General features: G+C 37.7%; 26 protein-coding genes. 16 read left to right on the top strand and 10 right to left on the bottom strand.

Annotated elements, in window-relative coordinates:
- The first annotated feature begins 22 nt into the window (after positions 1 to 22).
- Complete coding sequence (locus CEF19_RS02585) at positions 23 to 1,249, top strand: peptidoglycan recognition protein family protein (protein ID WP_227522072.1); 1,227 nt, start codon at positions 23 to 25, stop codon at positions 1,247 to 1,249.
- A gap of 32 nt (positions 1,250 to 1,281) precedes the next feature.
- On the opposite strand, the gene rnjA is transcribed toward CEF19_RS02585, so the two are convergent.
- Together rnjA and CEF19_RS02575 are read right to left on the bottom strand one after the other, a co-directional pair.
- On the bottom strand, positions 1,282 to 2,949 hold the full coding sequence (gene rnjA, locus CEF19_RS02580; protein WP_100404636.1) for a ribonuclease J1: 1,668 nt from the start codon (positions 2,947 to 2,949) through the stop codon (positions 1,282 to 1,284).
- A complete protein-coding gene (locus tag CEF19_RS02575) occupies positions 2,950 to 3,159 on the bottom strand; it encodes a DNA-dependent RNA polymerase subunit epsilon (protein ID WP_100404635.1) in 210 nt (69 codons plus the stop codon). It abuts the gene before it with no gap.
- Between the two features lie 409 nt (positions 3,160 to 3,568).
- On the opposite strand from CEF19_RS02575, the gene CEF19_RS02570 reads away from it, so the two are divergent.
- Complete coding sequence (locus tag CEF19_RS02570; protein WP_100404634.1) at positions 3,569 to 4,345, top strand: Cof-type HAD-IIB family hydrolase; 777 nt, start codon at positions 3,569 to 3,571, stop codon at positions 4,343 to 4,345.
- A gap of 210 nt (positions 4,346 to 4,555) precedes the next feature.
- Here the strand turns inward: CEF19_RS02570 and def are convergent, their stop codons facing one another.
- Together def and CEF19_RS24170 are read right to left on the bottom strand one after the other, a co-directional pair.
- Positions 4,556 to 5,092, bottom strand: a complete 537-nt coding sequence (def, locus tag CEF19_RS02565; protein WP_100404633.1) for a peptide deformylase — start codon at positions 5,090 to 5,092, stop codon at positions 4,556 to 4,558.
- A 115-nt stretch (positions 5,093 to 5,207) separates the two neighbouring features.
- On the bottom strand, positions 5,208 to 5,378 hold the full coding sequence (locus tag CEF19_RS24170) for a YjcZ family sporulation protein (RefSeq protein ID WP_100404632.1): 171 nt from the start codon (positions 5,376 to 5,378) through the stop codon (positions 5,208 to 5,210).
- A 199-nt stretch (positions 5,379 to 5,577) separates the two neighbouring features.
- On the opposite strand from CEF19_RS24170, the gene CEF19_RS02555 reads away from it, so the two are divergent.
- From CEF19_RS02555 to lpdA, 5 genes are all read left to right on the top strand, one after another.
- Positions 5,578 to 6,225: a YkyA family protein gene (locus tag CEF19_RS02555; protein WP_100404631.1), complete on the top strand. Its 648-nt coding sequence runs from the start codon at positions 5,578 to 5,580 to the stop codon at positions 6,223 to 6,225.
- A 456-nt stretch (positions 6,226 to 6,681) separates the two neighbouring features.
- Positions 6,682 to 7,767: a pyruvate dehydrogenase (acetyl-transferring) E1 component subunit alpha gene (gene pdhA, locus CEF19_RS02550; protein WP_100404630.1), complete on the top strand. Its 1,086-nt coding sequence runs from the start codon at positions 6,682 to 6,684 to the stop codon at positions 7,765 to 7,767.
- 3 nt (positions 7,768 to 7,770) lie between these two features.
- A complete protein-coding gene (locus tag CEF19_RS02545) occupies positions 7,771 to 8,748 on the top strand; it encodes an alpha-ketoacid dehydrogenase subunit beta (RefSeq protein WP_100404629.1) in 978 nt (325 codons plus the stop codon).
- A gap of 84 nt (positions 8,749 to 8,832) precedes the next feature.
- The gene (locus CEF19_RS02540) at positions 8,833 to 10,107 is read left to right on the top strand and encodes a dihydrolipoamide acetyltransferase family protein (RefSeq protein WP_100404628.1); all 1,275 of its coding nucleotides are present in this window, start codon (positions 8,833 to 8,835) and stop codon (positions 10,105 to 10,107) included.
- A gap of 3 nt (positions 10,108 to 10,110) precedes the next feature.
- On the top strand, positions 10,111 to 11,520 hold the full coding sequence (gene lpdA / locus CEF19_RS02535; protein WP_100404627.1) for a dihydrolipoyl dehydrogenase: 1,410 nt from the start codon (positions 10,111 to 10,113) through the stop codon (positions 11,518 to 11,520).
- Between the two features lie 111 nt (positions 11,521 to 11,631).
- Here lpdA and CEF19_RS02530 read toward each other — a convergent pair whose 3' ends face one another.
- The 3 genes from CEF19_RS02530 to CEF19_RS02520 all read right to left on the bottom strand — a co-directional run bounded on the left by CEF19_RS02530 (position 11,632) and on the right by CEF19_RS02520 (position 15,048).
- The gene (locus tag CEF19_RS02530) at positions 11,632 to 12,006 is read right to left on the bottom strand and encodes a YbbN family protein (protein ID WP_100404626.1); all 375 of its coding nucleotides are present in this window, start codon (positions 12,004 to 12,006) and stop codon (positions 11,632 to 11,634) included.
- 330 nt (positions 12,007 to 12,336) lie between these two features.
- Complete coding sequence (locus CEF19_RS02525) at positions 12,337 to 13,887, bottom strand: glycine betaine uptake BCCT transporter (protein WP_100404625.1); 1,551 nt, start codon at positions 13,885 to 13,887, stop codon at positions 12,337 to 12,339.
- A 114-nt stretch (positions 13,888 to 14,001) separates the two neighbouring features.
- The gene (locus tag CEF19_RS02520) at positions 14,002 to 15,048 is read right to left on the bottom strand and encodes an FUSC family protein (RefSeq protein WP_100404624.1); all 1,047 of its coding nucleotides are present in this window, start codon (positions 15,046 to 15,048) and stop codon (positions 14,002 to 14,004) included.
- 132 nt (positions 15,049 to 15,180) lie between these two features.
- Between CEF19_RS02520 and CEF19_RS02515 the strand changes: the two genes are divergently transcribed.
- From CEF19_RS02515 to CEF19_RS02500, 4 genes are all read left to right on the top strand, one after another.
- The gene (locus tag CEF19_RS02515; protein ID WP_100404623.1) at positions 15,181 to 16,029 is read left to right on the top strand and encodes a polysaccharide deacetylase family protein; all 849 of its coding nucleotides are present in this window, start codon (positions 15,181 to 15,183) and stop codon (positions 16,027 to 16,029) included.
- Positions 16,030 to 16,139: 110 nt separating this feature from the next.
- Positions 16,140 to 17,240, top strand: a complete 1,101-nt coding sequence (locus tag CEF19_RS02510) for a M23 family metallopeptidase (protein WP_227521896.1) — start codon at positions 16,140 to 16,142, stop codon at positions 17,238 to 17,240.
- A gap of 128 nt (positions 17,241 to 17,368) precedes the next feature.
- Positions 17,369 to 17,824: a hypothetical protein gene (locus CEF19_RS02505; protein ID WP_100404622.1), complete on the top strand. Its 456-nt coding sequence runs from the start codon at positions 17,369 to 17,371 to the stop codon at positions 17,822 to 17,824.
- A gap of 206 nt (positions 17,825 to 18,030) precedes the next feature.
- Positions 18,031 to 18,156 (top strand): GapA-binding peptide SR1P, encoded by a 126-nt coding sequence (locus CEF19_RS02500; protein WP_100404621.1) that lies wholly within the window; start codon positions 18,031 to 18,033, stop codon positions 18,154 to 18,156.
- 131 nt (positions 18,157 to 18,287) lie between these two features.
- Here the strand turns inward: CEF19_RS02500 and CEF19_RS02495 are convergent, their stop codons facing one another.
- A complete protein-coding gene (locus CEF19_RS02495) occupies positions 18,288 to 19,760 on the bottom strand; it encodes an aminotransferase class I/II-fold pyridoxal phosphate-dependent enzyme (protein ID WP_100404620.1) in 1,473 nt (490 codons plus the stop codon).
- Positions 19,761 to 19,913: 153 nt separating this feature from the next.
- Here CEF19_RS02495 and CEF19_RS02490 point away from each other — a divergent pair, with 153 nt between their 5' ends.
- Both CEF19_RS02490 and CEF19_RS02485 read left to right on the top strand, forming a co-directional pair.
- Complete coding sequence (locus tag CEF19_RS02490; RefSeq protein ID WP_100404619.1) at positions 19,914 to 20,879, top strand: NAD(P)H-dependent flavin oxidoreductase; 966 nt, start codon at positions 19,914 to 19,916, stop codon at positions 20,877 to 20,879.
- Positions 20,880 to 20,893: 14 nt separating this feature from the next.
- Positions 20,894 to 21,178 carry a UPF0223 family protein gene (locus tag CEF19_RS02485; RefSeq protein WP_100404618.1) on the top strand — a complete coding sequence of 95 codons (285 nt, stop codon included), beginning with the start codon at positions 20,894 to 20,896 and terminating at the stop codon, positions 21,176 to 21,178.
- A gap of 32 nt (positions 21,179 to 21,210) precedes the next feature.
- Here CEF19_RS02485 and CEF19_RS02480 read toward each other — a convergent pair whose 3' ends face one another.
- Positions 21,211 to 21,855 carry a YktB family protein gene (locus CEF19_RS02480; protein WP_100404617.1) on the bottom strand — a complete coding sequence of 215 codons (645 nt, stop codon included), beginning with the start codon at positions 21,853 to 21,855 and terminating at the stop codon, positions 21,211 to 21,213.
- Positions 21,856 to 22,081: 226 nt separating this feature from the next.
- Here CEF19_RS02480 and CEF19_RS02475 point away from each other — a divergent pair, with 226 nt between their 5' ends.
- Both CEF19_RS02475 and CEF19_RS02470 read left to right on the top strand, forming a co-directional pair.
- Entirely contained in the window at positions 22,082 to 22,273 is a 192-nt protein-coding gene (locus CEF19_RS02475) for a hypothetical protein (RefSeq protein WP_100404616.1), read from the top strand.
- A gap of 150 nt (positions 22,274 to 22,423) precedes the next feature.
- The gene (locus tag CEF19_RS02470; protein WP_100404615.1) at positions 22,424 to 23,224 is read left to right on the top strand and encodes an inositol monophosphatase family protein; all 801 of its coding nucleotides are present in this window, start codon (positions 22,424 to 22,426) and stop codon (positions 23,222 to 23,224) included.
- Between the two features lie 176 nt (positions 23,225 to 23,400).
- Here CEF19_RS02470 and CEF19_RS02465 read toward each other — a convergent pair whose 3' ends face one another.
- Positions 23,401 to 23,586 (bottom strand): DUF5325 family protein, encoded by a 186-nt coding sequence (locus CEF19_RS02465; RefSeq protein ID WP_100404614.1) that lies wholly within the window; start codon positions 23,584 to 23,586, stop codon positions 23,401 to 23,403.
- 182 nt (positions 23,587 to 23,768) lie between these two features.
- Here CEF19_RS02465 and typA point away from each other — a divergent pair, with 182 nt between their 5' ends.
- On the top strand, positions 23,769 to 25,610 hold the full coding sequence (typA, locus tag CEF19_RS02460) for a translational GTPase TypA (protein WP_100404613.1): 1,842 nt from the start codon (positions 23,769 to 23,771) through the stop codon (positions 25,608 to 25,610).
- Positions 25,611 to 25,616: the final 6 nt, after the last annotated feature.

Below are 25,616 nucleotides of genomic sequence, written 5' to 3'. Positions count from 1 at the left end.
GATGAGGTGATGCGTTGTGAGCATGATAGATAAACGTGGGACCCTTACAAAACATGGTTCTCGTACGTATCGGAGAAGATCAAGAAATTCAATTAAAAATATTGCTATTCATCATAGTGCAACTACTTCAGGAAGTGCAGAGGCATTTGCCCGTTATCATGTAAATGAATTAGGGTGGCCCGGTATTGGCTATCATTATGTTGTTGATAAAGAAGGAAAGGTTAGCCTATGTCATGATTTAGAAGTCGTTAGTTATCATGTAGGTAATAGCAATGGATTTGCAGTTGGTATTTGTATGGTCGGTAATTTCCAAACAGAATCATTAGGAGACGCCCAACGAAACGCAACAATCTTACTTACACGTCGATTAATGAACGAGTTAAATATTACCGTAGATAATGTATGGGGTCATACTGAATTTCCGGGATATTCTTGGAAGGCTTGTCCATCAATAAATATGGAAACATTTCGAAGTCAGTTGCTAAATGAAGGAGGGGCTGTGACTTCCTTAGAGGGTAATTCTTCTTCGTACGTTTCTGGAGAGAGACAAAGAACCTATCTCTCAAGAGGTGACCAAGGTGATGATATTAAAGCACTTCAAGAACGTCTGGACAGTCTTGGTTTTCTCCCTGGTCCGATTGATGGTATCTATGGACCGAGAACTTACGATGCTGTCGTAAGGTTTCAACGCACTGTTGAAATTGGGGTTGACGGAATCGTTGGTCCTGAGACCAGAGCAGCGCTACGAGATTACAAGGGAGAACCAGAAATGATTGAGCATGGATCTCCTACAGACGAACCAGATGAAAACGAAGAAGTGTTTTCATCTGAATCACGTAGAATGCTTCGTTTTATTCAGCCTATGATGCGTGGCGAAGACGTAAGAGAGGTTCAGCAAAAGGTGGGGGCAATGGTTGATGGTATGTACGGTGAAGAAACAACACAAAACGTACGAGACTTTCAAAGGGAGCATAGTTTATTAGTTGATGGAATTGTTGGTCCGCGAACTTGGAGGGCACTCGATCGTATTCGTCGAACAAATGGAGTTGGTTATAGACGCCTCTTATCTGTTCAGACTCCTTATTTACGAGGAGATGACGTAAAGCGTGTGCAGCGTGCTCTGAATGTTGAGACGGATAGTTTATATGGGCCAATTACAGAGCGCTCTGTTCGAAACTTTCAACGTAGTGAAGGAATAGTCGTTGATGGGATTGTTGGTCCACAAACATGGGAAAGATTATTCACTTAAAAAAGGTCATCGCAATAAGCGATGACCTTTTTTTATACTTCCATAATTATCGGCAAAATCATTGGTTTTCGTTTCGTTCTCTCATATAAAAATGGACCTAATAAATCGGTCATTTCATTCTTAATTTCAGACCACTGTGTTGTTTTTCTTTCCATGACATCATCTAAATGTTTAGCAAGAAGCTTCTGTGCCTCATGAATTAAATCACTAGATTCTCTCATATAAACAAAGCCTCTTGAAATGATGTCTGGACCTGCAGTTACTTTGAATTCTTTCATATTTAAGCTAACTACTATAACGACGAGTCCTTCTTCGGATAAAATTCGACGATCACGTAATACGATATTTCCGATATCACCAATTCCATTTCCGTCAACATAGACAGAGTTTGAAGGAACTTTTCCAACAACACCTGCTTCATCAGGATGTAAAGCAAGAACGTCGCCATTATCCATGATAAAACAGTTTTTCTCATCTACTCCACAATCCTGTGCTAACTTCACGTGCATTTTTAGCATCCGGTATTCGCCATGAATCGGAAGGAAGTATTGTGGTTTCATTAAACGAAGCATAAGTTTTTGCTCTTCTTGTCCACCATGACCAGAGGTGTGAATGTCATTTAAGGAACCGTGAATGACATTAGCCCCTAAACGGTAAAGTTGATTAATGGTCTTACTAACACTTAAAGTGTTTCCTGGAATAGGTGAAGAAGAAAAGACAACCGTGTCTCCGGGAATGATTTGAATTTGTCGATGGGTACCAAAAGCGATTCGTGACAAAGCTGCCATCGGCTCACCCTGACTTCCCGTACAAAGAATTGTTACTTGATTGTCAGGTAATTTGTTAAGCTGTGAATGATCAATAAACGTACTCTTTGGAGCTTTAATATAACCTAGTTCTTGACCAATATTTAAAGCATTCTCCATACTTCGGCCAAAAACCGCAACTTTACGACCGTGAGTTACGGCAGATTCTACGACTTGTTGTAATCGGTAAATATTAGAAGCGAACGTAGCAAAGATAATTCGTCCATCTACTTTCCGAAAAATATTATCAATGCTTTCACCGACTTTTCGTTCAGACATTGTAAAATCAGGGATTTCACTATTTGTACTGTCTGAAAGTAAGCAAAGTACGCCTTCCTCACCAATTCTAGCCATCTTTGTTAAATTAGCAGGTTCCCCTACAGGTGTAAAATCGAATTTAAAATCTCCTGTGTGAACAACATTTCCTGGTGGTGTTTTTACGACCACACCATACGAATCTGGAATGCTATGTGTTGTGCGGAAAAAAGAAACAGATGTCTTTGTGAATTTTATAATCTCATCTTCACTAATTTCGTGTAGCTGTGCTTTTCTAAGTAGACCATGCTCCTCAAGTTTCCCTTTTAATAAACCTAGAGCGAGCTTACCGCCGTAAATTGGAATGTTAACTTCACGTAGTAAATAGGGAATCCCACCGATATGGTCTTCGTGACCATGCGTAATAAATAAACCCTTAATTTTATCAACATTTTTAGCTAAATAGCTATAGTCTGGTATAACATAATCGATACCAAGAAGTTCGTCCTCTGGAAACTTAATCCCGGCATCAATCACAATAATTTCGTCTTGAAATTGCACAGCATAGGTGTTTTTTCCGATCTCACCTAATCCGCCTAATGCGAATACAGCTGTTTGGTTATTCTTAATTTGCTTCATTTAGAGTGCCTCCACCTTAAAATCTTCACGACTTTGTTCATATTCAAGGTGTGCTCCAGAGATTTCTGTAATAAACTCAATATTATATTTACGTGGGATAAGCTTTTTCCGAACATCGGATTCACTTACCGCTTCTACATAAATAGTTTCTGTCGTTTCACGAACAGGGACTTGTCCCCAAATTTTTTGGAAATAAACTTTAAAAATCATATGAAAGACCTCTCCTTAACGTTGGTTATATTTTCATTATAAAGCAATAGGCGCGTTATTTCATGTTTTTATTTTTATTTTAAGTAAATTACAGTTCTTATACACCTTAACTGTTCATTTTAATCACATCAAACCTTACTTATACTTCAAGTAAACGATTTTTAGGAAGGAGATTGCGACAACCTTTAATTAGTTTCTTACGTAATTTACGTAACATAAATTCACTCCTTTCACATAACTCGGATATTATTTAAGAAAAATCAAAATTTTGCAATGACCAACAAGAGAGGATTTGATATGCTTAGTATGTGTTGGATAAAAAACGACCTCCAAGGTAATTAATGGAATTACTATTACTTTGAAAATATAAAGAGAGATAATGTACAGATGAAAAATAGGAGTGGAGAAAATGAATAAAAAAGTTGTTTTTTTTGATATCGATGGAACTCTTCTTAATGATGAGAAAAAATTGCCTGGGTCAACAAAAAATGCCATTCGAGAGCTGCAAAACCAAGGTGTTTATGTCGCCATTGCCACGGGGCGTGCACCATTTATGTTTAAAGATCTTCGGGATGAACTAGGTATAAACTCGTATATAAGTTTTAACGGTTCATATGTTGTATTTGAGAATGAAATGGTCGATCATAAACCTTTAACAACCAATGAATTAATTAAGTTAGAGGACGCTGCACAAAAGCTTAGTCATTCGATGGTATTTCTCGATCATATTGGAGCAACATCAAATCGGGAAGAGGATCCCTATGTTTCCGAAGGGATGGGAAGTTTAAAGCTGCCTTATCCTTCATATGATCCATATGCGTATAAGACGAAGAATGTATATCAGGCTTTACTTTTTTGTGAGGAACATGAGGAACTCTCATATCGAGATAGTCATTCACATTTCGATTATATACGTTGGCATCCGTATTCTATGGACGTGATACCTAGCGGAGGATCAAAGGCTCTAGGAATAAAATCATTGTTAAAGCATCTATCGATTACACCTGAGCACGCATATGCTTTTGGAGATGCGTTAAATGATTTAGAGATGCTCCAATTTGTTGGAACAGGAGTTGCGATGGGGAATGGTATGGATGAGGCAAAGGCAGTCGCTAAGTTCGTAACTAAAACGGTTGATGAAGATGGTATTTTACACGGACTTCATCATGTAGGGTTATTAAAATAAAGTAAAAAGAAGGTCAGTATAGAAGTCACTAAAAGGTCTTCAAGGAAGCCGCAATGGCTCCGAACGTCGCGCGCCCGCTATGAGAAACCTGCTCATGTCGGACTAAAAAGAAGGCGACGTCTGCGCTCATCGCTTAAAGGCCATTGAAAAAAGCTGAAAATCATACCTTTTTTCAGTGGCCTCTCAATTATGGGTGTCTTTTTAAAAAGCTTAAATATCTTTTTTTAATTTGTCTTCAAATTCGGTAATTCGGTCGTAAAACATAATACCATTTAAATGGTCAAGTTCATGCTGGAACACGATTGAAACAAGGCCACGAAGTCTTAGGGTAACTTCTTCTCCCTCTAGAGTTGTCCCTTTCACGGTGATTCTTGAGTGACGCGGGACTATGCCTGGTATTTCACGGTCGACGGATAAACATCCCTCACCATTCTCTAGATGATTTTCTTCAATAGAATGGCTAACAATCTTTGGGTTGAATAATCCGAGACTATAAAGTTGGTCTTGTTCGTCAGTAATATGAACAGCAAACATCCGTTTTGATACGCCGATTTGAGGTGCTGCAAGTCCAACTCCTGGTCTTAGTTGGTATTTTTCCGCGATGTCCGGTTCCTGACTATTTTTAACAAAGTCAAGCATTTTTTGTAATGTATTTTTATCTTCCTTTGATGCAGGTAAAGGGACTTCTTCAGCAACCTTTCTAAGAACTGGATGACCTTCACGGACAATATCTTTCATTGTTAACATCTATGTACCACTCCTTTGCTTCTATTATACTTTAAAAAGAAAGAAGCAAAATAGCAAGTGGAATTAAGGGGAAGGGGGGAGATACCCCTCTTTCCCTTAATTATAGTTCTTTTAATTAGCAAGGACCAAAACGAGATGCGCCAACAATAATGAGAAGGATGAAAAGAACAACAATTAACGCAAAGCCTCTACCTGCGCCAGTTCCTACACCAGCAACACCTGTTGGAGCTCCATAACCATAAGCACATGGGTCGTAACAACCTGCGCCTGCACCGTATCCGTACATAGTAAATTCCTCCTTTTTGATAGCACCGCATTAGCTGCGATTCACTATTACAATATGCGGTGACAATTAAGATGGTTGGATGAATGCCCATTTAAGCAAACTATTTTTTATAGAAAGACATGCTCATAAAAAAAAATTAGGATCATATAGTATGATTAAGAATAAACTCAGCTTGATAAAAAGCTAAGGGGGAAAAGTTTTGCCGAATTATAAGTTAGGTATTTGGGTTTTGTTAATTCTATTATTAACAGCTTGCGGTAATCAATCGACAGAACAAATCTATACTTATCTAGAGAAAGCTGTTGAGCTCGAAGAACCTTTCCAACAACAACAAGAACCTCTGCAAGAGGCTGAAAAAAAGGAGTTTCAATGGTATGAAGAAGCGATTACCCTAGGGATGGATGAATTTGAAAAAGTTCTTTCACTTTCGGATGAGGCATTAGCTTCAATTGATGAGAGAGAAAAAATGATAATGATTGAAAAAGAAAGTATCGAACGTAGTTTTGAAGAGTTTAATAAAATAAAACTCGAATTTGAAAATATAGAAGACGAAACAATTCTAAGCGATTTGGAAAAGTTAACGGAAACGATGGAAAACCGGTATGAAGCGTATCAAGATTTATTTGACATCTACAATCAAACGATTGAAGAAGATAGAAAGCTATATACTCTTTTGAAAGATGAGGATTTAGATATTAGTACACTTCAATCACAAATAAATACGGTTAACGAACAATACGAGCTAGTCATGAATTCAAAAGAGAACTTCAACAAACTAACCGATTCATATAATGAACAAAAGAAATTATTTTATGAATCAGTAGGACTTGATGTACATTATCAATAATGTACATCAAGTTTTTTTGTTTTTAAAAATGAAACGTTGTTATCGTTTTCATAAAAACCGTTATTCTGTAGGTAATTGCCCGATCTGTACTAGTGCATCTGTGATTGATCTATAACACAGTGGATTTTTTATTGGGAATTCTCGATATGTAAAAGTAGTTTTCAAACGATAATACAAAAGGATTGACGCGCTTCATAGTCTTGATGTAGACTAATCAACAAAGGGAAATTGTATTACTTTTAATTGTTTTTGACTAATACAGGTTTTGAGAAATATTAAAATCCCAAGCAAACGTCCATTTTACATAATTATCGTTTCTTTATGTTATATTCAGTTTCGAATTAAGGGTTGTTAAGGTAAATGAATGGGTATTCTAAGAATGCATTTGTTTACATGAAACGGATACTTTTAAGACGATTGCTAATTTTATGAGAAGGAAAGGAAGAGGTGAAGGTAGTGAGTACTAAAACAATAGAGAAAGTTGAAAATCAATTTGAAACGTTTCAAATATTGAATGAAGAAGGCAAAGTTATAAACAAAGCTGCAATGCCTGAATTAAGTGATGAGCAGCTTCAAGAATTAATGCGTCGCATGGTTTATACGCGTATTTGGGATCAGCGTGCAATCTCTTTAAACCGTCAAGGGCGTCTAGGATTCTATGCCCCAGTAGCAGGACAGGAAGCTTCAATGCTTGGTTCACAATTTGCCCTTGAAAAAGAAGATTGGATTTTACCAGGCTACAGAGATGTCCCTCAAATCGTTTGGCATGGTCTTCCACTACATCAAGCGTTCTTGTGGTCTCGTGGTCATTTTCATGGCGGACAGATTCCTGATGGTTTAAACGTTGTTGTACCGCAAATTATTATTGGTGCTCAAATTATTCAAACAGCAGGTGTGGCCCTTGGTCTTAAACGGAAAGGGAAAAATAATATCGCGATTACTTATACTGGGGATGGCGGTGCTTCACAAGGAGATTTCTACGAAGGAATGAACTTTGCTGGTGCGTATAATGCCCCTGCAGTATTTATTGTGCAAAATAACCGTTTTGCTATTTCAGTGCCGGTCGAAAAGCAATCAGCTGCAAAGACAATTGCTCAAAAAGCTGTTGCAGCCGGTATTGAGGGTGTTCAAGTGGATGGGATGGACGTGTTAGCTGTTTATGCCGCTACAAAGCAGGCTCGTGATAACGCAATATCAGGTCAAGGTCCAACTTTAATTGAAGCACTTTGTTACCGTTATGGTCCACATACAATGGCTGGAGACGATCCAACACGTTATCGTTCATCTGAGCTTGATGATGAATGGACAAAGAAAGATCCACTAGTCCGTTTCCGTAAATTTTTAGAGGGTAAAAAACTTTGGAACGAAGAAAAGGAAAATGAAGTCGTAGATAAGGCAAAAGAAGATATCAAAGAAGCGATTAAGAAAGCAGATGCTGCTCCAAAACAAAAGGTTACAGACTTAATTGGAGTAATGTTTGAAGAACTTCCTTCAAATCTGCGCGAGCAAATGGAAGAATATAAGGCAAAGGAGTCGAAGTAACCGATGGCGCAAATGACAATGATTCAAGCGATTACCGATGCAATGCGGAATGAGCTAAAGAATAATGAAGATGTCCTAGTTTTTGGGGAAGATGTTGGCCTAAATGGTGGTGTATTCCGTGCCACTGAAGGTTTACAAAAAGAATTCGGTGAGGAACGTGTATTTGACACGCCACTTGCTGAGTCTGGTATTGGTGGACTTGCAATTGGCTTTGCTTTAACTGGCTTTCGTCCAGTAATGGAAATTCAATTCTTTGGCTTCTTATTTGAAGTAATGGATTCAGTAGCAGGTCAGATGAGTCGCTGGCGTTACCGTTCAGGTGGTCAGCAAACGATGCCTGTAACTATTCGCTCTCCTTTTGGTGGCGGAGTAAAAACACCAGAAATGCACGCAGATAGTTTGGAAGGATTAATGGCACAAACTCCTGGTCTTAAGGTTGTAATACCTAGCACACCTTATGATGCAAAAGGTTTACTAATTGCTGCAATTCGTGATCCGGATCCTGTTGTGTATCTTGAACATATGAAGCTATATCGCTCATTCCGTGCAGAAGTTCCTGAGGAAGAGTATGTAATTGAACTTGGAAAAGCTGATATTAAGCGAGAGGGAAAAGATGTGACGATTGTTACATATGGTGCAATGGTTCATTCATCACTGAAAGCTGCAGAAGAGCTTGAAAAAGAAGGTATTGACGCTGAAGTTATTGATTTAATGACTATTAGCCCTATAGATTTGGATACAATTATAGCATCGGTTGAAAAGACAAGCCGTGCGATCGTAGTACAAGAAGCACAAAAACAAGCAGGAATTGGTGCTAATGTAGTTGCAGAAATTACAGAGCGTGCAATTTTAAGCTTAGAAGCACCTGTATTACGTGTAGCTTCACCAGATACGGTGTTCCCGTTTGCGGTAGCTGAGGATGTATGGCTTCCTGATTATGCAGATATCGTAGAAGCAGCAAAGAAAGTGGTTAATTTTTAATATTACAAACATGGGAGGAAGGATATTAATCTTTCCTCTTTGATTGAAATTCAAATGATTGCATAATAAAAGGAGGCTTTTCAATTGGCGTATGAATTCAAAATGCCTGATATTGGTGAAGGTATTCACGAGGGTGAAATTGTAAAGTGGTTTGTTAAACCCGGTGATGAAATTAAAGAAGACGACATTCTTATGGAAGTTCAAAATGATAAGGCCGTTGTGGAAATTCCTTCTCCTGTTGACGGGAAGATTTTAGAAGTTAAAGTAGAAGAAGGTACGGTAAGCGTTGTTGGAGACGTTCTTCTTACGATTGATGCGGGAGATGCAAATCCAACTGAAGAAGAAAGTAAACCTGCAGAAGAAAAGACTGAGCCAGTTAAAGAAGAAGCTCCGGCAGTGGCGAATACAGAAGTTAATACGGACGAAGATGATACTAGAGTGATCGCGATGCCTTCTGTTCGTAAATATGCTCGTGAGAAAGATGTTAACATAAAACAAGTGAACGGAACGGGTAAAAATGGTAGAATCTTAAGGGAAGATGTGGATCAATACCTAAATGGTGGTGCCTCAGAAGATGCTTCAAACGAAGTAGCGGAAGATAAAAAGCAAGAAAAAGCAGTTGCCTCAAAATCTGAACCTGTTTCTATTCCTGAAGGAGAGCTTGAAGAACGTGTTCCACTTAAGGGAATTCGTAAGGCAATTGCTAAGGCGATGGTTAATTCAAAGCATACTGCTCCTCATGTTACTCACATGGATGAAATTGATGTTACAGCTCTTGTTGCACATCGTAAGCAGTATAAAGAAACTGCGGCAGCTCAAGGAACAAAGTTAACGTATTTACCATACGTGGTCAAAGCATTAACATCTGCTATTCGTAAATACCCGGCATTAAATGCGTCCATTGATGATGTAAATGAAGAAATCGTCTACAAAAAGTATTTCAATATTGGTATCGCAGCTGATACTGATAATGGTTTGGTAGTGCCTGTTATTAAAAATGCCGAACGTAAGTCTATTTTTGCTATAGCTGATGATATTATGGATTTAGCTGTTAAAGCTCGTGATGGTAAGTTAAGCAGTGCTGAAATGAAAGGCGGATCTTGTACAATTTCTAATCTTGGTTCAGCGCAAGGACAATGGTTTACTCCGATTATTAATCACCCTGAAGTGATGATTCTTGGCATTGGACGTATTGAAGAAAAACCAGTAGTGAAAAATGGTGAAATTGTTGCTGCACCAGTTCTTGCACTATCAATTAGTTACGATCACCGCCTCATTGATGGCGTTACCGCTCAAAATGCGTTAAACCACGTGAAGCGTTTGTTAAACGATCCACAATTACTATTAATGGAGGGGTAATACATGGTTGTTGGAGATTTCGCACATGAAGTAGATACATTAGTTATTGGTTCCGGCCCTGGTGGGTATGTTGCAGCTATTCGTGCTGCACAGCTTGGGCAAAAGGTTACGATTGTAGAAAAAGGAACTCTTGGAGGAGTATGTTTAAACGTCGGATGTATTCCTTCTAAAGCTCTTATCTCTGCTGGACATCGTTTTCATAATGCTAAGCATTCAGAAGACATGGGAATTATTGCTGAGAATGTAACCATCAATTTCGATAAAGTACAAGAGTGGAAAGCATCAGTTGTTAAGAAGCTTACTGGTGGGGTTGAAGGACTGCTTAAAGGAAACAAAGTTGATATTGTTCGAGGTGAAGCTTATTTTGCTTCTGAAAACTCTGTACGAATTATGGATGAAAATAGTGCTCAGACCTACAATTTCAAGAATTGTATTATAGCTACGGGGTCAAGCCCAATTGAATTACCAGCATTTAAATACTCTGATCGTGTGTTAAATTCAACAGGAGCTTTAGCTCTAAAAGAAGTTCCAAAAAAACTAGTTGTCATCGGTGGCGGATATATCGGTATCGAGTTAACTGGTGCATATTCAAATATGGGAACAGAAGTGGTTGTCCTTGAAGGTGGAAAGCAAATTCTTCCTGGTTTCGAAAAGCAAATGTCTAAATTAGTTGAACGTCGCTTGAAAAAGAATGGCGTTGAATTTAATTATGAAGCAATGGCTAAAGGTGTAGAAGAAACAGAAACTGGCGTTAAGGTAACCGCTGAAGTTAAAGGTCAAGAACAGGTTTTCGAAGCAGATTATTGCTTAGTCACAGTAGGTCGTAAGGCAAATACGGATGAGCTTGGTCTTGAACAAGTTGGTGTTGAACTTGATGAACGTGGACTTGTAAAAGTTGACAAACAATGTCGTTCGAACGTGAAAAGTATTTTTGCTATCGGTGATATTATTGCTGGACCGCCACTTGCTCATAAAGCTTCGTATGAAGGAAAAATTGCAGCTGAAGCTATAGCTGGCGAAAAATCAGAAATAGATTACTTAGCGATTCCAGCTGTTGTTTTCTCAGACCCAGAACTTGCAAGTGTGGGGTATGACGATAAATCAGCAAAAGAAGCGGGTCTTGATATAGTAGTATCTAAATTCCCATTCGCGGCGAATGGACGTGCCCTTTCTCTCAATGATACAGATGGTTTTATGAAGTTAATCACTCGTAAAGAGGACGGCTTAGTCGTTGGCGCACAAATTGCTGGACCCAATGCCTCAGATATGATTGCTGAATTAGGTTTAGCAATTGAAACAGGAATGACAGCTGAAGATATTGCTCTTACAATTCATGCACATCCTTCTCTTGGAGAGATTACAATGGAAGCTGCAGAAGTAGCACTTGGTACTCCAATTCATATCGTAAAGTAAAACAAAAAAAGCACTCATACGAGTGCTTTTTTTGTGGATTAAGAAAGTGATTCAGGTGGAGCTTTTCAAGTGTTGAAAAGTAGGGTAGTGGCTTCGAACAATACTTTAGAATTATTGAAACACTTCTTTTAATTGTTTTAAAATTTGTTCTTTCGGATGAGGTCCTTCCATTCTCAATGAAATACTTTCTTGCGAGACGACTAGCATTGTAGGAAACTCCACGACATCGTAATATTTTATTTTCTCTCTCTCGTTTTTATCGACAATAATAAAAGGAGGAATCCGTCCAGGATGTTCTTGTTGTAATTCAAGCAATGCATCATAGTAGCTATTTTCATCTCGAATGAAACGAGAATCAGAAAATAACACGGTTAAGGTTTCACCTTCAATTTGGTTAAAAGGATTTTCATTTGTTGAAGCTGAAGATAGACAGCTTGACAACATGATAATAAAGCAAAAAAGTACGGCTAACATAATCTTGTTCATCGCTTGTCACTTCCCTGCACAACAAAATAAGTATAGAAAATACCTTATTCTTTCATTTTAGCATGCCTAAATCGAGTTAGGACAAGTAGTAACTAAAATGTAATGAAATAGAAATATGTAGAAATGTAGAAAAAGATAGTAACCTCACTTTGGCGGCTATTCTAATTATTTTTCATTGTTAAATATTACTTTTATAGATGAGAAGTTTTGTAAGTATCTTTGTAAACACTGCACTAAAAAGATACAAATCAGTTTGTGATTTGTATCTTTCGTCTTCAGACACTTTATGACGATTGAATCAACTACCTCTAAATTCTTTTTTAAACGTGCCTACTCTTTTTTGAATTGGTCTTGTTCTATTTTGCTATTTTCCTTTTCATTGGCTAGGATAGTCTTTTCTTCTCGTAACGATTTCACAAGTGAAAACATCATAGCAATCATTAGAATGGTAAAGGGAAATGCAGCGATAATTGCGGCGGTTTGTAGAGCGCCTAATCCTTGTTCCGATGTTAAAAGTATTGCAGCAGTAGAAGAAATAATAAGTCCCCATATTAACTTAATTGAATTCGGGGGATTCAAATTTCCATTAGTTGTCTGCATGCCTAAAACAATGGTAGCAGAGTCTGCAGATGTGACAAAGAATGATGAGATTAGGAAGAGGGCAATAATCGCTAGCAGTGTACCTAAAGGGAACTGCTCTAAAACGGCAAAAAGTGCAACTTCCATTCCTGAATCAGACATAATCCCCATAATATCAGCAATTCCCTCTCGTTGGAGATAAATGCCTGTCCCTCCAAAAACACTAAACCAGAAAGCCCCAAAAGTGGCTGGAACTGCAAGAACTCCAATTATAAATTCTCGTATTGTCCTTCCTTTCGAAACTCGGGCTATAAAAGTTCCAACAAACGGAGCCCAGGAAATCCACCAAGCCCAATAAAATATTGTCCATCCTTCTACCCATGAAGTTTCAGCGTTATAAACATCTAGACGAAAACTCATACTAGGTAAATTTTGCAAATAGCTACCAATACCTTGAGTAAATACGCCCATAATATAACTTGTTGGACCAAAGAATAATACAAAAAACATGAGAATTAGGGCAAGGTAAACATTGGTTTTACTTAAGATACGTATGCCTTTGTTTAGTCCAGTTTGTGCGGAAGCAATAAATAATACCGTGACAACAATAATAACCAAAAGTTGTAGTAGAGCATTGTTCATTGTATTTAGATTAGGTATTAAATAAGAAAGACCTGCACTAATTTGAGCAGCACCAAATCCAAGAGATGTGGCGACGCCGAAAATCGTGGCAAACACAACGATTACATTAATGCTCGTTCCAATACCACCGTCTATTTTATTTCCAAGTAAAGGTCTAAACACAGCACTCATAACAGCCGGTGAATCTTTACGAAACTTAAAATAAGCTAAAGCGAGAGCAACAATAGAATAAATAGCCCAAGGATGGAGCCCCCAATGAAAAAAGGCATATCTCATCGCTTCACCAGCTGCTTGGTTTGAACCTGATTCCGCCTGAGGAGGATCAAAAAAGTGATAAACTGGTTCGGCAACTCCCCAAAAGACTAAACCAATCCCCATACCTGCTGTAAATAGAAAGGAAAACCAGGTGAGGTAATTATATTCTGGCTTGTCTTCTGGTTTTCCCAATTTGATATTCCCGTACGGACTAATTATTAGATAGAGAGCAAAGAGTAGAAATGCTGTTGCTGAAATTAAATAAAACCATCCGAACTTATTTGTAATAAAACCTTGAATGGTTGCGGTTATAAACTCTAGGTTTTCTGGTGCAAATAAGCCCCACACAATAAATGCAAGTGCAATTATCACCGAATAGATAAATACAGGATTAAATCTTTGCAAGATAAATCACCTTCCTATTGAGAATTATTGAAGTATCTGGATTGAAGAGGAAGAGAGGTAAGTAGATTCATTACTATAACCTCATTAAAATAGAACTAAACCTGATTTTGAAGATTAATCATACTGTAGCTTTTTTGAAAAGACATAATCAGGATAAGCTTGTTCTTGAATTGAAAATCTTCGTTCATCCGTTGTAATTAAGGCGAGTTCACTTGCTGCTGTATGTAAGGAAAGTAACTCTGAACATAATTGATACAAAACGGGTTGATTCGTAGCGTGATTTTCTTTGATTAATTTTAATTCTTCTATTTGTACATAATGGGAGCTATCCATTTGGTGATAAGGATCATTTATAATCGTTTTAAATGAATTTACCGCACCCATGACTGCCTTATACTCCTGAGGTGAAATTGATTGATTCATCCTTAAGTGACATAGTTTCCCGATGTGAAAGAGAAACAAATGAAGATAATCAAGCTTTTTTTGTAAAAAACCAAAGGAACGTCGTTCGAACTCAGTAGATTTTCGGTAGCGCCATTCATCATATTGGAATTGAGTTAATTGGTACGTATTTGTAAGTTGCTCGTGCAATTTTCGATAATAATGAGTTCGTTCTCCCTCTGAATCACAGAGCAAATGGTCTGTTGCGAGTTGAAGACTAGATCCTGCTTGGTGAAAGAGTTTGTCAACTTTCCCTACTAGAATTGGACCAAATTTAGGAGGCAAAACGATAAAATTAACGAGAGTGGAAACGATAATACCAACAGAGGTCCCTGACATCCTAGTTATAAAATCAGTTATAACATGGTCTGTTGTACCTGGAATCATCGCCACCGCTGTCAACGTAGCAACTAGGGTACCAGTGTCAAGTCTTAATTTAGAACAGGTGGTGATTGTCAACATTGCCACAAGTGCATAGGTAAGGGCAGACTGACCTATACAAAAGTTTAAAGAAATAGCAAACAGTGCACCTAATGCAGCTGCAGGAAGTCTAATAACTCCTTTTTTTAACGAGTCAGCGGCTGTGGGTTCTGTTGTGACTATTGCTGTAATGACTGCAAACATTACGGGCAAATCCATTAAGTGACAAATCGATGCTGTGACAAAGACTGCAACACCCGTTTTTATAACTCTTCGACCGAACCACGCTCTCCCTTTCATTCAACCCCCCCTTATTAGGTACATGTTTGACTTATTGTTATTAAATCCTGACATTATTCATATTATTTATCTAAGGGAAGCTTGTTATACTTTAAAAGTTTGTTATGATCTTTATAAAAGGGGAGGGGAATTATGAAAGTCGTCATTGTTTACACATTATTTTTTCTATTATTAATAGGGTGCACTGCTCCCACATCAAACCAATCTATAGATGAACAAAATAAAGATGACCATGAAATAAATGAAATGCCAATTCCTAAAGGTAGAGAGCAGGAAGTCATCAACGAACCTATTAAAGAGGAGCTTGAAGAGGAAAAGAACCAAGTTGATGTAGAAGAGTCTATTAAACAAGATTTTCCTAATTATAGGGTGAACGCAAAAAACTGGAAGATAGAACCTATTGCTGATGGAAATCCTAAAGTCGTATTATTGACAATTGATGATGCTCCACATAAACATGCACTTGAGATGGCTACAATTTTGAAGAAGATTGATGCGAATGCAATCTTTTTCGTGAATGGTCATTTTTTAAAGAGTGATCAGGGTAAAGAAAAGTTGAAAGCCATTCATCAATTGGGATTTGAAATTGGTAATCATACAATGAATCATTCAAATTTAAGGGAAATATCAGAAGAAAAACAAAAACAAGAAATAATAGAGCTTAATAATCTTGTTGAGGAGTTAACCGGAGAACGACCGCGCTTTTTTAGAGCTCCATATGGTGTGAACACAGATTACTCGAACGAAGTAGTACAAGAAGAGGGAATGGTTTTAATGAACTGGACTTATGGATATGATTGGGAAAAGGACTATCAGGATGTTGAAACTCTCGCAGATATAATGGTCAATACACCTTTATTAACTGAAGGGGCTAATTTGCTCATGCATGATCGAGAATCGACCTTATTTGCATTAGAGTCGATTGTAAAAGGATTGCGAGAAAAGGGCTATGAAATGCTGTCACCGAGTGATATAGAATAAGAACGCAAAAATACTTTAATGATTTATTCGAGAGTCCTTGTTTAAAGACACCAAAAAAAGTAGAATAAGACTTTGATGATTAGTCTTAAACGTGGAAAGGACGAGCCATTGTGAATTTTTTGAAATTATTTACGCTTTGTATGATTCTGCTTATTAATGGGTGTCAAACTCAAGAGAGGAATATAGAAGTTGAAAAAGAAAACGAAGCAGAAGCCGTTTTAGAAGAAAATACAGAGGAAGAAGCACCACAATCAGATACTTTACATACGTTAGCAATTGACATCACAGCTGATGATGTTTTGTTTGATTTAGACGATTTTCTTAAAAAGATTGATGGTAGTTATCAGTATGATGAGATGAATCGCACATTAAAAATCTTTGTTAATAAAGATGAATATGCATTAATCGAAGGGGTAAATGTTCTCGAGAGAAATGGAGAGTTTTTGGCTACTGATGAGATATATTTTGAAGTGACTGACAATGGAAATATTATCATGCCGGTAGAATTTCTTGATAAAGGATTACAGTTACCAATTAAATTTGGGAATAGTAATGTTTCATTTGATTGGTATGGACCAACAGAAAAAGTAGGGGGACCTCCCGAATCATTTAATTTCGAAGAGTGGGATGTTGAAAAGATGGTTGAGTATCTAAGTTTTCTTGAGAGCCCAATAAAAAATGCTGAGGTTAGTACTGTTTCCAGTCATTTACCTGGAGCTCCTAGAGACTATCGAAACGGCTTTCATGAAGGAATTGATTGGTATGACTTTGCCTCAGGTGGGGATATAAATACGGAAACGCCAATTTATGCGATGGCAGAAGGAATTGTTGTTAGGGCGGACCATGATTACATCGAGTACGAATCTCCCGAAAAGAGAGAGGTCGATTTAACAGTAACTGCTGAACTTGGTGAAACACCTGAATATATTTTTGACCGACTTCGAGGTAGACAGGTTTGGGTTCAATATCCTAATGGGGTCATGAACCGTTTTGCTCATTTGCATGATATTCCTGAAAATATTAAAGTAGGGGATAGAGTAAATGCAGAAACCGTCATTGGTTTTGTTGGAAATTCTGGGACAAGTAGTGCTGTGAATCAAGATTTAACAGGATTACATTTACATCAAGATTTATTGATATACGGAGAACTGTTTTGGAAACCTTTAAGTCAGGAAGAAATAAGAGAAGTTTTAATACGAATATGGAATTAATGATTGTCAAAAATTGAATTTCGACAAGAGCCGTCGTAACGTTACACCCTTCTACATGCGTTTTATGATAAACTGAAAATTGAATATACAGTGGCATAAGAAGCTTTGTAAGTGGAGGTTCGAAAACTATGGATAAGTCAGAGCTACTTGATGAATTACGTCTTGAGGTCGGAGCAGTTCCTGATTATGCACGTACATTACACGATTTTTATAAGGGTATTGTTGAAAAACTGGTCAGCCGAATGAATGACCGTTTTACAGTATGCTTGTATGAAACAACAAATCGTGCTTTTGTTTTAAAAGTTAGTGCAGGAAGGGAAATTGATAAAAAGTATGTCCCTTTCGGTGAAGGTGCATTAAGTTTAGCTGCAATCCGTGGTGAAATTCTTTACTTGAGAAATCCAGAAATTCAATCTCTCTACATCCCATTTTACTTTGGGCATCATCTTCTAGGTCAACTGGTTTTTCAAGCTCCACTAGAGTTGTATGAATTAACAGAAGATGATTTTGTGTTTGTGAAGGAAATTTCAAAGTTTATTGAGGTACAATATAAACGTTACTTGCTAAATGAAAGAAATCTCTAATTTTTTCGGGTAGAATTATTTACAGCGAAATGGTTCCACTTATTTATGAAATAGTGACAAAATACTGACGTACAATTAAGTATGTCAGTATTTTTATTGATCAATTTTTTAATAAGACATACTATATATGTGTTGACAGTTCAATTGTGACATATTATTATGAAGCTAAGTAAAGCGTTTACAAAAATGAAGAGGAGTTGATTGGCGTGGGAACGATTGTATGTCAAACGTGCAATAAGGCCATTGTTCATTTTGAGAATGAAAAAGTTACTAAGCTTTACGCAACAGGGAGTGCTCATTGTGTGGATTGTCAAAAGGATGAGAAAGAGTAATGAGAGCAGATAGTTAAAATTAATATGTATAATAAAAAACGCTTAGTGCAATATTGTACTGCACCGCAATTATATGTGCATCTAATAATTGTGGTGCAGTTCATATCTAAGCGTTTTTCAGGTTTATTATGTTAACGGATAGCCTGATGTTCTTTAATAACTCTAAGCGTTTTAAAGGTTTCATCTTCAGGACCTTGAACTGGTAAACCGACTTTAACATTTTCCAAGATATATTCGAGATTATCTTCCGTGATAATTTCACCAGGAATAAAAATAGGAATCCCTGGTGGATACACCATAACAAATTCAGCGATGATTCTCCCAGCGGATTCAGAAAATAAAATTGTTTCTGTTTCAGCATAGAACGCTTCGCGTGGCGATAAAGCAAGAGTGGGGATATTTGGAACATAGATGTATGTGTGCTGTTTATTTTCGTTTGAAGGATGCTCTAAAGCAAGTCGACAAAGAGCATCAACAAGTACATTCACTTTATCTTCGTTATCACCTAAAGAAACAATACAAAGGATATTATATAAGTCTGAAAGCTCTACTTCTATGTTGTAGTTCTCACGTAACCAAACTTCTACATCATAACCTGTAATCCCGAGCTGTCTAACGGAAATAATTAATTTAGTCGGGTCAAAATCATAGGTAGCTTTCGATCCTAGTACTTCTTTTCCGACGCAAAGAAGCCCCTCGATTTGATTGATTCTTCTTCTCGTTTCATTTGCTAATTGAATGGTACTTGAAATCAATTCTTTCCCCTCAGTTGCTAACCGTTTTCTTGCTACATCTAGCGAAGATAACAATAAATACGAAGTGGATGTTGTTGTTAACATACTTATAATTGATTGAACTCGTTTCGCAGAAACAAGACCTTCTTTAACGTTTAAAACTGAGCTCTGAGTCATGGATCCCCCAAGCTTATGAACACTCGTTGCAGCCATATCAGCACCAGCTTGCATGGCGGAAAGGGGCAAATCATCATGGAAATGAATGTGAACACCATGAGCTTCATCCACGAGGACAGGGATATGATATGAATGAGATATATCAACAATTTGTTTTAAGTTACCTGAAATCCCAAAATAGGTGGGGTTAATAACAACTAAACCTTTGGCATCAGGGTGTGTTGCTAAGGCCTTTTCTACTGAATCTGTCGTAATACCATGAGAGATACCAAGTTCCGGGTCAATTTCTGGATGGATAAAGATTGGCGTTGCTCCTGAAAAAATAATAGCAGACATAATTGATTTGTGTACGTTTCTTGGGACAATAATCTTATCTCCAGGAGAACAAACGGACATAATCATTGTCATAATGGCACCACTTGTCCCTTGAACGGAGAAAAATGTATAATCTGCCCCAAATGCTTCTGCAGCCAGTTGCTGCGCTTCTTTGATAATCCCATGCGGATGATGAAGGTCATCTAAAGGAGCAATGTTAATTAAATCAATTGATAAAGCATTTTCTCCAATAAAAGAACGGAATTCTGGATCCATCCCGTGACCTCTTTTGTGGCCAGGAATATGAAATTGAATAGGTTGTTTTTCAGCGTGTGCTCGGACACCCGAGAACAACGGTGTAAGATGTTGTCGCGACAACAGGGTCACCTCATTTATATAAGACTTAAAATAATTATTTATAAAAACAAATTTGAGTATATCAAATAAGTACCTCGCTGCAAAGAATGAATTGTCGAATATTGAATTTTACATAAAACTTTGTTATAAGCTAGTATAGACGAAGGGAGGTCAATTATGTGGGAAACAAAGATTACAACAATGCTTGGAATAACTTTTCCAATCATTCAAGGAGGACTTGCGTATTTGGCTTATGCTGATTTGGCGGCTGCGGTTTCCAATGCAGGTGGTCTAGGGCAAATTACAGCAATGTCATTACAAACACCTGGAGAGTTAAAAAGGGAAATCAAATCTGTACGTGAAAAAACAAAAAAACCTTTTGGTGTAAATTTTGCAATTGGTCAACACGGACGTCCATATGAGGAAATGCTTGATGTGGCGATTGAGGAGAAGGTTCCCGTTGTGTCAGTAACGGGAGGAAATCCTGAGAGTTTTTTTCAAAGATTACAAGGTACCGAAATAAAGAAATTAGTTCTTGTTTCTTCATCTAGGCAAGCTTTGAAAGCAGAAGAACTCGGTGCAGATGCGGTGATGGTAGTTGGATACGAAGGTGGAGGCCATTTAGGTCGAACAGATACAAGCACGATGGTACTTGTGCCTCAAGTTGTTGACGCTGTAACAATACCAGTCCTTGCCTCCGGTGGTATAACAGATGGACGATCAATGATGGCTGCATTAGCTTTAGGAGCGGAAGGAATAGAAATGGGCACTCGTTTTATTGCGACGAAAGAGTGTATTCATGCACATTCGCGCTATAAACAGATGATTATTGATGCGAGTGAAGAGGACACGGTTGTTATTAAAAAGTCGATCGGTGCCCCTGCAAGAGCGCTAAAAATGCATCTAACTAACAAAATCCTTGCACTTGAAGCAGAATCTCCCACATATAATATTCTTAAACAATATATTAGTGCTGAAGCAAATAAAGCATTTATTTATGACGGTAATGAAGAAGATGGTTTTGGTTGGGCAGGTCAAGCAATTGGAAGGATTAATGATATCCCTTCAGTTCAAGAGTTATTTGAGAGAATAATGGATGAGAGTGATCTTATTCGAGAGCGTTTAGTTAATTTTACATAGAAGGAGCGAGGAAAATGGAAACAAATATGCCCATTTCTTTAGATTGGACTACGGAAGAGGTCATTGATGTTATTGAGTTTTTTCAAGGAATTGAAAAAGCGTATGAAAACGGGATAAAACGGGAGAGAATTTTAGCCCTTTACCAAAGGTTTAAAGAGATAGTTCCTTCAAAAAGTGAAGAGAAACAAATATTTAAGAAGTTTGATGAGGATTCTAATGTTTCTTGTTATCACACTATTAAAAAGGCACGGGAAGAAACAGGGAATAGTATCGTAAGAATGACAAAAGGGTTGTCCTAAAGTTTTAGGCAACCCTTTTGTCATTCTATTATTTAGCGGTTTGGAACAGCAGCTTGTTGGGCAAGTTGATATAAAGGTAGAACCTGACGAAATACGTCTTCTATTTTTTTTATAAGTTGCTCTCCATCTGCCACTAGTGGGTCATGACGGTCAATATGGATGCCACATAGTAATTCGGCTTTTTTTACATCCCGTAAACGTTCAAACATTGAGAGTAGTTTATCGGGTGTACTTTCTTTCTGAGGGATTGCATCTGGTTTCATATGGTCAATGGACCACACATAATTAGGTGGAATTTTCTTACCCCATTTTTCAACATCTTCAAGAAGTTTTTCCGCAAATTGAGCTTTCGTTGGCGCTTCGTAAATCATCGCAAACCAAACAAACAGATGTGTTTCAAAAAGTCCAACCTGGAAATGAGGTAGCATTTTATAGCCGCGTTTACTACTAGAGAAGGCAACCCATGTGTCATTAGGTGGGTTGACCTTTCGGCGGGCATGCTTTGCAACGTGTGTAAACATTTCATCTCCTGTCAGTGAGGAAAGTGTGGGAACAACTTGTTCAGCAATAGCCTCAAACTTGGGCTGGATTTGTTCTTTTAACGCATTCATTCGCGCATCCAATCCTTCAATTGTAAATACATCAAAGTCCTTTTGAGTAAAGCCTGATACAGTCACGTAAACAACTCCTTTTATGTTATAGATAGTTGTATAGTACCATACATTATCGACATTCATCCTTCCAGATGCTTGCTGCTAAAAACCCTCAATAAAAAAGAAAACATTACCTTATTTCTTTCTGATAATAGTTATGGTATAATTAATTTACAACATATTTCAGAAAGTTCAGTCAATGTTGTTGCTTTTTTTATCATATATAGATAGATAAAGGAGTGTAGCGGTTATGGAACAGGTTGTTCAATCATTTAGAAGAATTGATAGTAAAATGAGAATCCCCGTGCTGCGGCTCGAGATTGACTATGAGTTAATGACGTTACATGACGCGATGGTAGTGGAGGATTTATCCATGATGGCGCAAAGTATAGAAAAACTAGAATTGCTTCGTCAAGATTTAATGAAATTAGTAACTATATGAATGAAAAAATTATGAAAGCGCAGTCATTGTACTGTGCTTTTTCTCTGTTTATAATTTTAAAGATAAAAGCGTGAATATTTTCATTATGAAGACAATGTGTCATAATAGAAAAAGGAAAATTTGCTTAAAATCACCTTAGGGGGCAAAAAAATGTCAATCAATTTTGTAGAGCTAGAAAAGATTGCGAGAGCCTGGACGTATGAAGCTGGCGATAAAATTAAGCAATCCATAGCGAATCCAATTCATATCGAAGCAAAATCGAACCCAAATGATCTTGTAACTGAGGTTGATAAAGCAATTGAATTGTTTTTTTATGAGAAGATACAAGAAAATTATCCTGACCATCAATTCCTCGGTGAAGAAGGAATTGCTGAAGAATTGACCTCATTAGAAGGTACTGTTTGGATTATTGATCCTATTGACGGTACAATGAATTTTGTTCACCAAAAATATAATTTCGCGATTTCGGTTGCAGTTTATCAGGATGGCGTAGGAATGATTGGAATTGTCTACGATGTGATGAGTGATGAAATGTTTAGAGCAGTCCGTGGATCTGGTGCTTTTTTAAATAAGGAAGAGCTCTTACCCGTTTTAGAAAGGCCTTTGCATGAATCAATTGCTGGTCTAAATGCGCGCTGGATAGTAAGCGATCATCATCCTTTTCAAAATCCAATAAAAGCACTAGTTCGAGACCTTCGTGGTATTCGTTCGTATGGTTCGGCAGCGATAGAACTAGCTTACGTTGCGGCGGATCGTTTAGACGGATATTTATGTGTGATGCTATCACCATGGGATTATGCAGCAGGTGTGGTGCTTTTAGAAGAGGTAGGCTGCAAAATTTCTACCTTTCAAGGTCAACGATTATCGCTACTTGAACCAGGTACTGTACTTGCGGGAAAGCCTCAGTTACATAAAGAAATGATTTCTGGTTATTTGGGGGAGGAATTGTAAAAAAGAAGGTCGGCTCCTGTCTAAGAAAGAGTCGGCCTCCTCTAATTCTATGCGGAACATTTCTGTTTTCATTTAACGTTGAATTCAACTAGGTATTGTTGTATTAAGCAGACAAGATAAAATAAACAAGCGTACTGCATAATGCAGCACGCTTTTACTAAGAGTGATTCTCTAAACTAAAAATCCTCAGATTCTCTAATCCTTTTTCGTAAGCTAAAACCAAAGCCTGTTGAAATCACCATACCTACAGTCGCAAGCAATGCGATTAGAATGCTTCGTTCAGCAATGGCTACACCAATACTCATGATACAGATGACAGTAACGATCGCAAGTAACATAAAACAAATGTTTTCTTTTTTCACTGTTTCGTCCCTCCGTAAAAACCTCAATGTAGTTAGTGTACCTTGAATTAAGGAAAAGAAAAACCCTTACAATGTGACAAATAGGTTAAACATATTTCGAACTATGCAAAACATATTGTCTTTTTCGATTTGATTTGTGATATACTTATACAGTTAAAGAACCCAATTAAGGAGAGAATTAAATGACACAACGTAATGATATACGGAACATTGCTATTATTGCCCACGTTGACCACGGGAAAACTACATTGGTTGATGAGTTGCTAAAGCAGTCAGGTACGTTCCGTGAAAACGAGCAAGTTGAAGAACGTGCGATGGATTCAAATGCCCTTGAAAAAGAACGAGGAATTACAATTCTTGCTAAAAACACCGCTATTAATTATGGTGAGAAACGTATAAATATTATGGATACACCAGGACATGCTGATTTCGGTGGCGAAGTAGAGCGTATTATGAAAATGGTAGATGGTGTGCTACTTGTTGTTGATGCTTATGAAGGTTGTATGCCTCAGACTCGTTTCGTCCTTAAAAAAGCACTAGACCAAAAGTTAACGCCAATTGTTGTTGTAAATAAAATTGACCGTGATTTCGCTCGTCCTACAGAAGTTGTGGATGAAGTGATTGATTTATTTATTGACTTAGGTGCAGAAGAAGATCAGTTGGAATTCCCAGTTATTTATGCATCTGCAATTAATGGAACAGCTAGCCGTACTCATGAAAAACAAGATGAAAACATGACATCTTTATTTGAGACGATTATTGAAACAATTCCTGCGCCAATCGACAATAGTGATGAACCGCTTCAATTCCAAGTCACTATGCTTGATTATAATGATTATTTAGGACGTATTGGGATTGGTCGAGTTTTCCGTGGAACGATAAAGGTTGGTCAGCAAGTTGCTTTAATGAAGCTTGACGGAAGTGCAAAGCAATACCGAGTAACAAAGATGTTCGGTTTCCTTGGCTTAAAGCGAATTGAAATTGAAGAAGCAAAAGCAGGGGACTTAATTGCTATTTCGGGTATGGAACAAATCAACGTAGGTGAAACAGTTTGTCCAGTAGAACATCAAGAGGCGCTTCCGATTTTACGTATCGATGAGCCGACATTACAAATGACATTCCTTGTTAACAACAGCCCCTTTGCAGGACGTGAAGGAAAGCATGTAACAAGTCGTAAGATTGAAGAACGTTTACGTTCAGAACTTGAAACAGATGTTAGTTTACGTGTTGATAACACGGATTCTCCTGATGTTTGGATCGTTTCAGGGCGTGGAGAGCTTCACTTATCCATCCTGATTGAAAACATGCGCCGTGAAGGATATGAGCTTCAAGTGTCAAAGCCAGAAGTTATTATCCGTGATATTGATGGTGTTCGTTCTGAGCCTGTTGAGCGTGTGCAAATTGATGTTCCTGAAGAATATACGGGTTCTGTTATGGAGTCCTTAGGAGAGCGTAAGGGTGAAATGGTGAATATGACCAACACTGGAACAGGACAAGTGCGTTTAGAATTTATGGTTCCTGCTCGTGGCCTAATTGGTTATACTACCGAATTTCTTACTCAAACACGTGGATATGGTATCATCAACCATTCTTTTGACGGTTATCAACCAATGGCAGCAGGTCATGTAGGTGGACGTCGACAAGGCGTTCTTGTTTCAATGGATACGGGGAAAACAAGCCAATATGGTATTATGCAAGTTGAAGACCGTGGTACGATTTTTGTTGAGCCCGGTACCGAGATTTATGAAGGTATGATTGTTGGGGAACATACTCGTGAAAACGATATTACTGTAAATATTACAAAAATGAAGCAACAAACTAATATTCGTTCAGCTAATAAAGATAATACGGTTACAATGAAAAAACCTCGTATTATGACATTAGAAGAAGCATTGGAATATCTAAACGAAGATGAGTATTGTGAGCTAACGCCAGAATCAATTCGTTTACGTAAAAAGATTTTAATGAAATCTGAACGTGAACGTGAAGAAAAGCGTAGAAAGCTTGCTTCGACAAAAGCGTAAGCATTA

It is taken from the genome of Bacillus solitudinis (assembly GCF_002797395.1).
Lineage (GTDB): Bacteria > Bacillota > Bacilli > Bacillales > Bacillaceae_D > Halalkalibacter_A > Halalkalibacter_A solitudinis.
Note: the sequence above shows the minus strand (reverse complement) of the source record. Positions and strands in the feature narration are given on the sequence as shown.

Excerpts from the sequence above, each read along its gene's own strand:
- CEF19_RS02585 (WP_227522072.1), top strand. The coding sequence starts at position 23 with ATGATAGATAAACGTGGGACCCTTACAAAACATGGTTCTCGTACGTAT.
- rnjA (WP_100404636.1), bottom strand. The coding sequence starts at position 2,949 with ATGAAGCAAATTAAGAATAACCAAACAGCTGTATTCGCATTAGGCGGA.
- CEF19_RS02575 (WP_100404635.1), bottom strand. The coding sequence starts at position 3,159 with ATGATTTTTAAAGTTTATTTCCAAAAAATTTGGGGACAAGTCCCTGTT.
- CEF19_RS02570 (WP_100404634.1), top strand. The coding sequence starts at position 3,569 with ATGAATAAAAAAGTTGTTTTTTTTGATATCGATGGAACTCTTCTTAAT.
- def (WP_100404633.1), bottom strand. The coding sequence starts at position 5,092 with ATGTTAACAATGAAAGATATTGTCCGTGAAGGTCATCCAGTTCTTAGA.
- CEF19_RS24170 (WP_100404632.1), bottom strand. The coding sequence starts at position 5,378 with ATGTACGGATACGGTGCAGGCGCAGGTTGTTACGACCCATGTGCTTAT.
- CEF19_RS02545 (WP_100404629.1), top strand. The coding sequence starts at position 7,771 with ATGGCGCAAATGACAATGATTCAAGCGATTACCGATGCAATGCGGAAT.
- lpdA (WP_100404627.1), top strand. The coding sequence starts at position 10,111 with ATGGTTGTTGGAGATTTCGCACATGAAGTAGATACATTAGTTATTGGT.
- CEF19_RS02530 (WP_100404626.1), bottom strand. The coding sequence starts at position 12,006 with ATGAACAAGATTATGTTAGCCGTACTTTTTTGCTTTATTATCATGTTG.
- CEF19_RS02520 (WP_100404624.1), bottom strand. The coding sequence starts at position 15,048 with ATGAAAGGGAGAGCGTGGTTCGGTCGAAGAGTTATAAAAACGGGTGTT.
- CEF19_RS02515 (WP_100404623.1), top strand. The coding sequence starts at position 15,181 with ATGAAAGTCGTCATTGTTTACACATTATTTTTTCTATTATTAATAGGG.
- CEF19_RS02505 (WP_100404622.1), top strand. The coding sequence starts at position 17,369 with ATGGATAAGTCAGAGCTACTTGATGAATTACGTCTTGAGGTCGGAGCA.
- CEF19_RS02485 (WP_100404618.1), top strand. The coding sequence starts at position 20,894 with ATGGAAACAAATATGCCCATTTCTTTAGATTGGACTACGGAAGAGGTC.
- CEF19_RS02475 (WP_100404616.1), top strand. The coding sequence starts at position 22,082 with ATGGAACAGGTTGTTCAATCATTTAGAAGAATTGATAGTAAAATGAGA.
- CEF19_RS02470 (WP_100404615.1), top strand. The coding sequence starts at position 22,424 with ATGTCAATCAATTTTGTAGAGCTAGAAAAGATTGCGAGAGCCTGGACG.
- typA (WP_100404613.1), top strand. The coding sequence starts at position 23,769 with ATGACACAACGTAATGATATACGGAACATTGCTATTATTGCCCACGTT.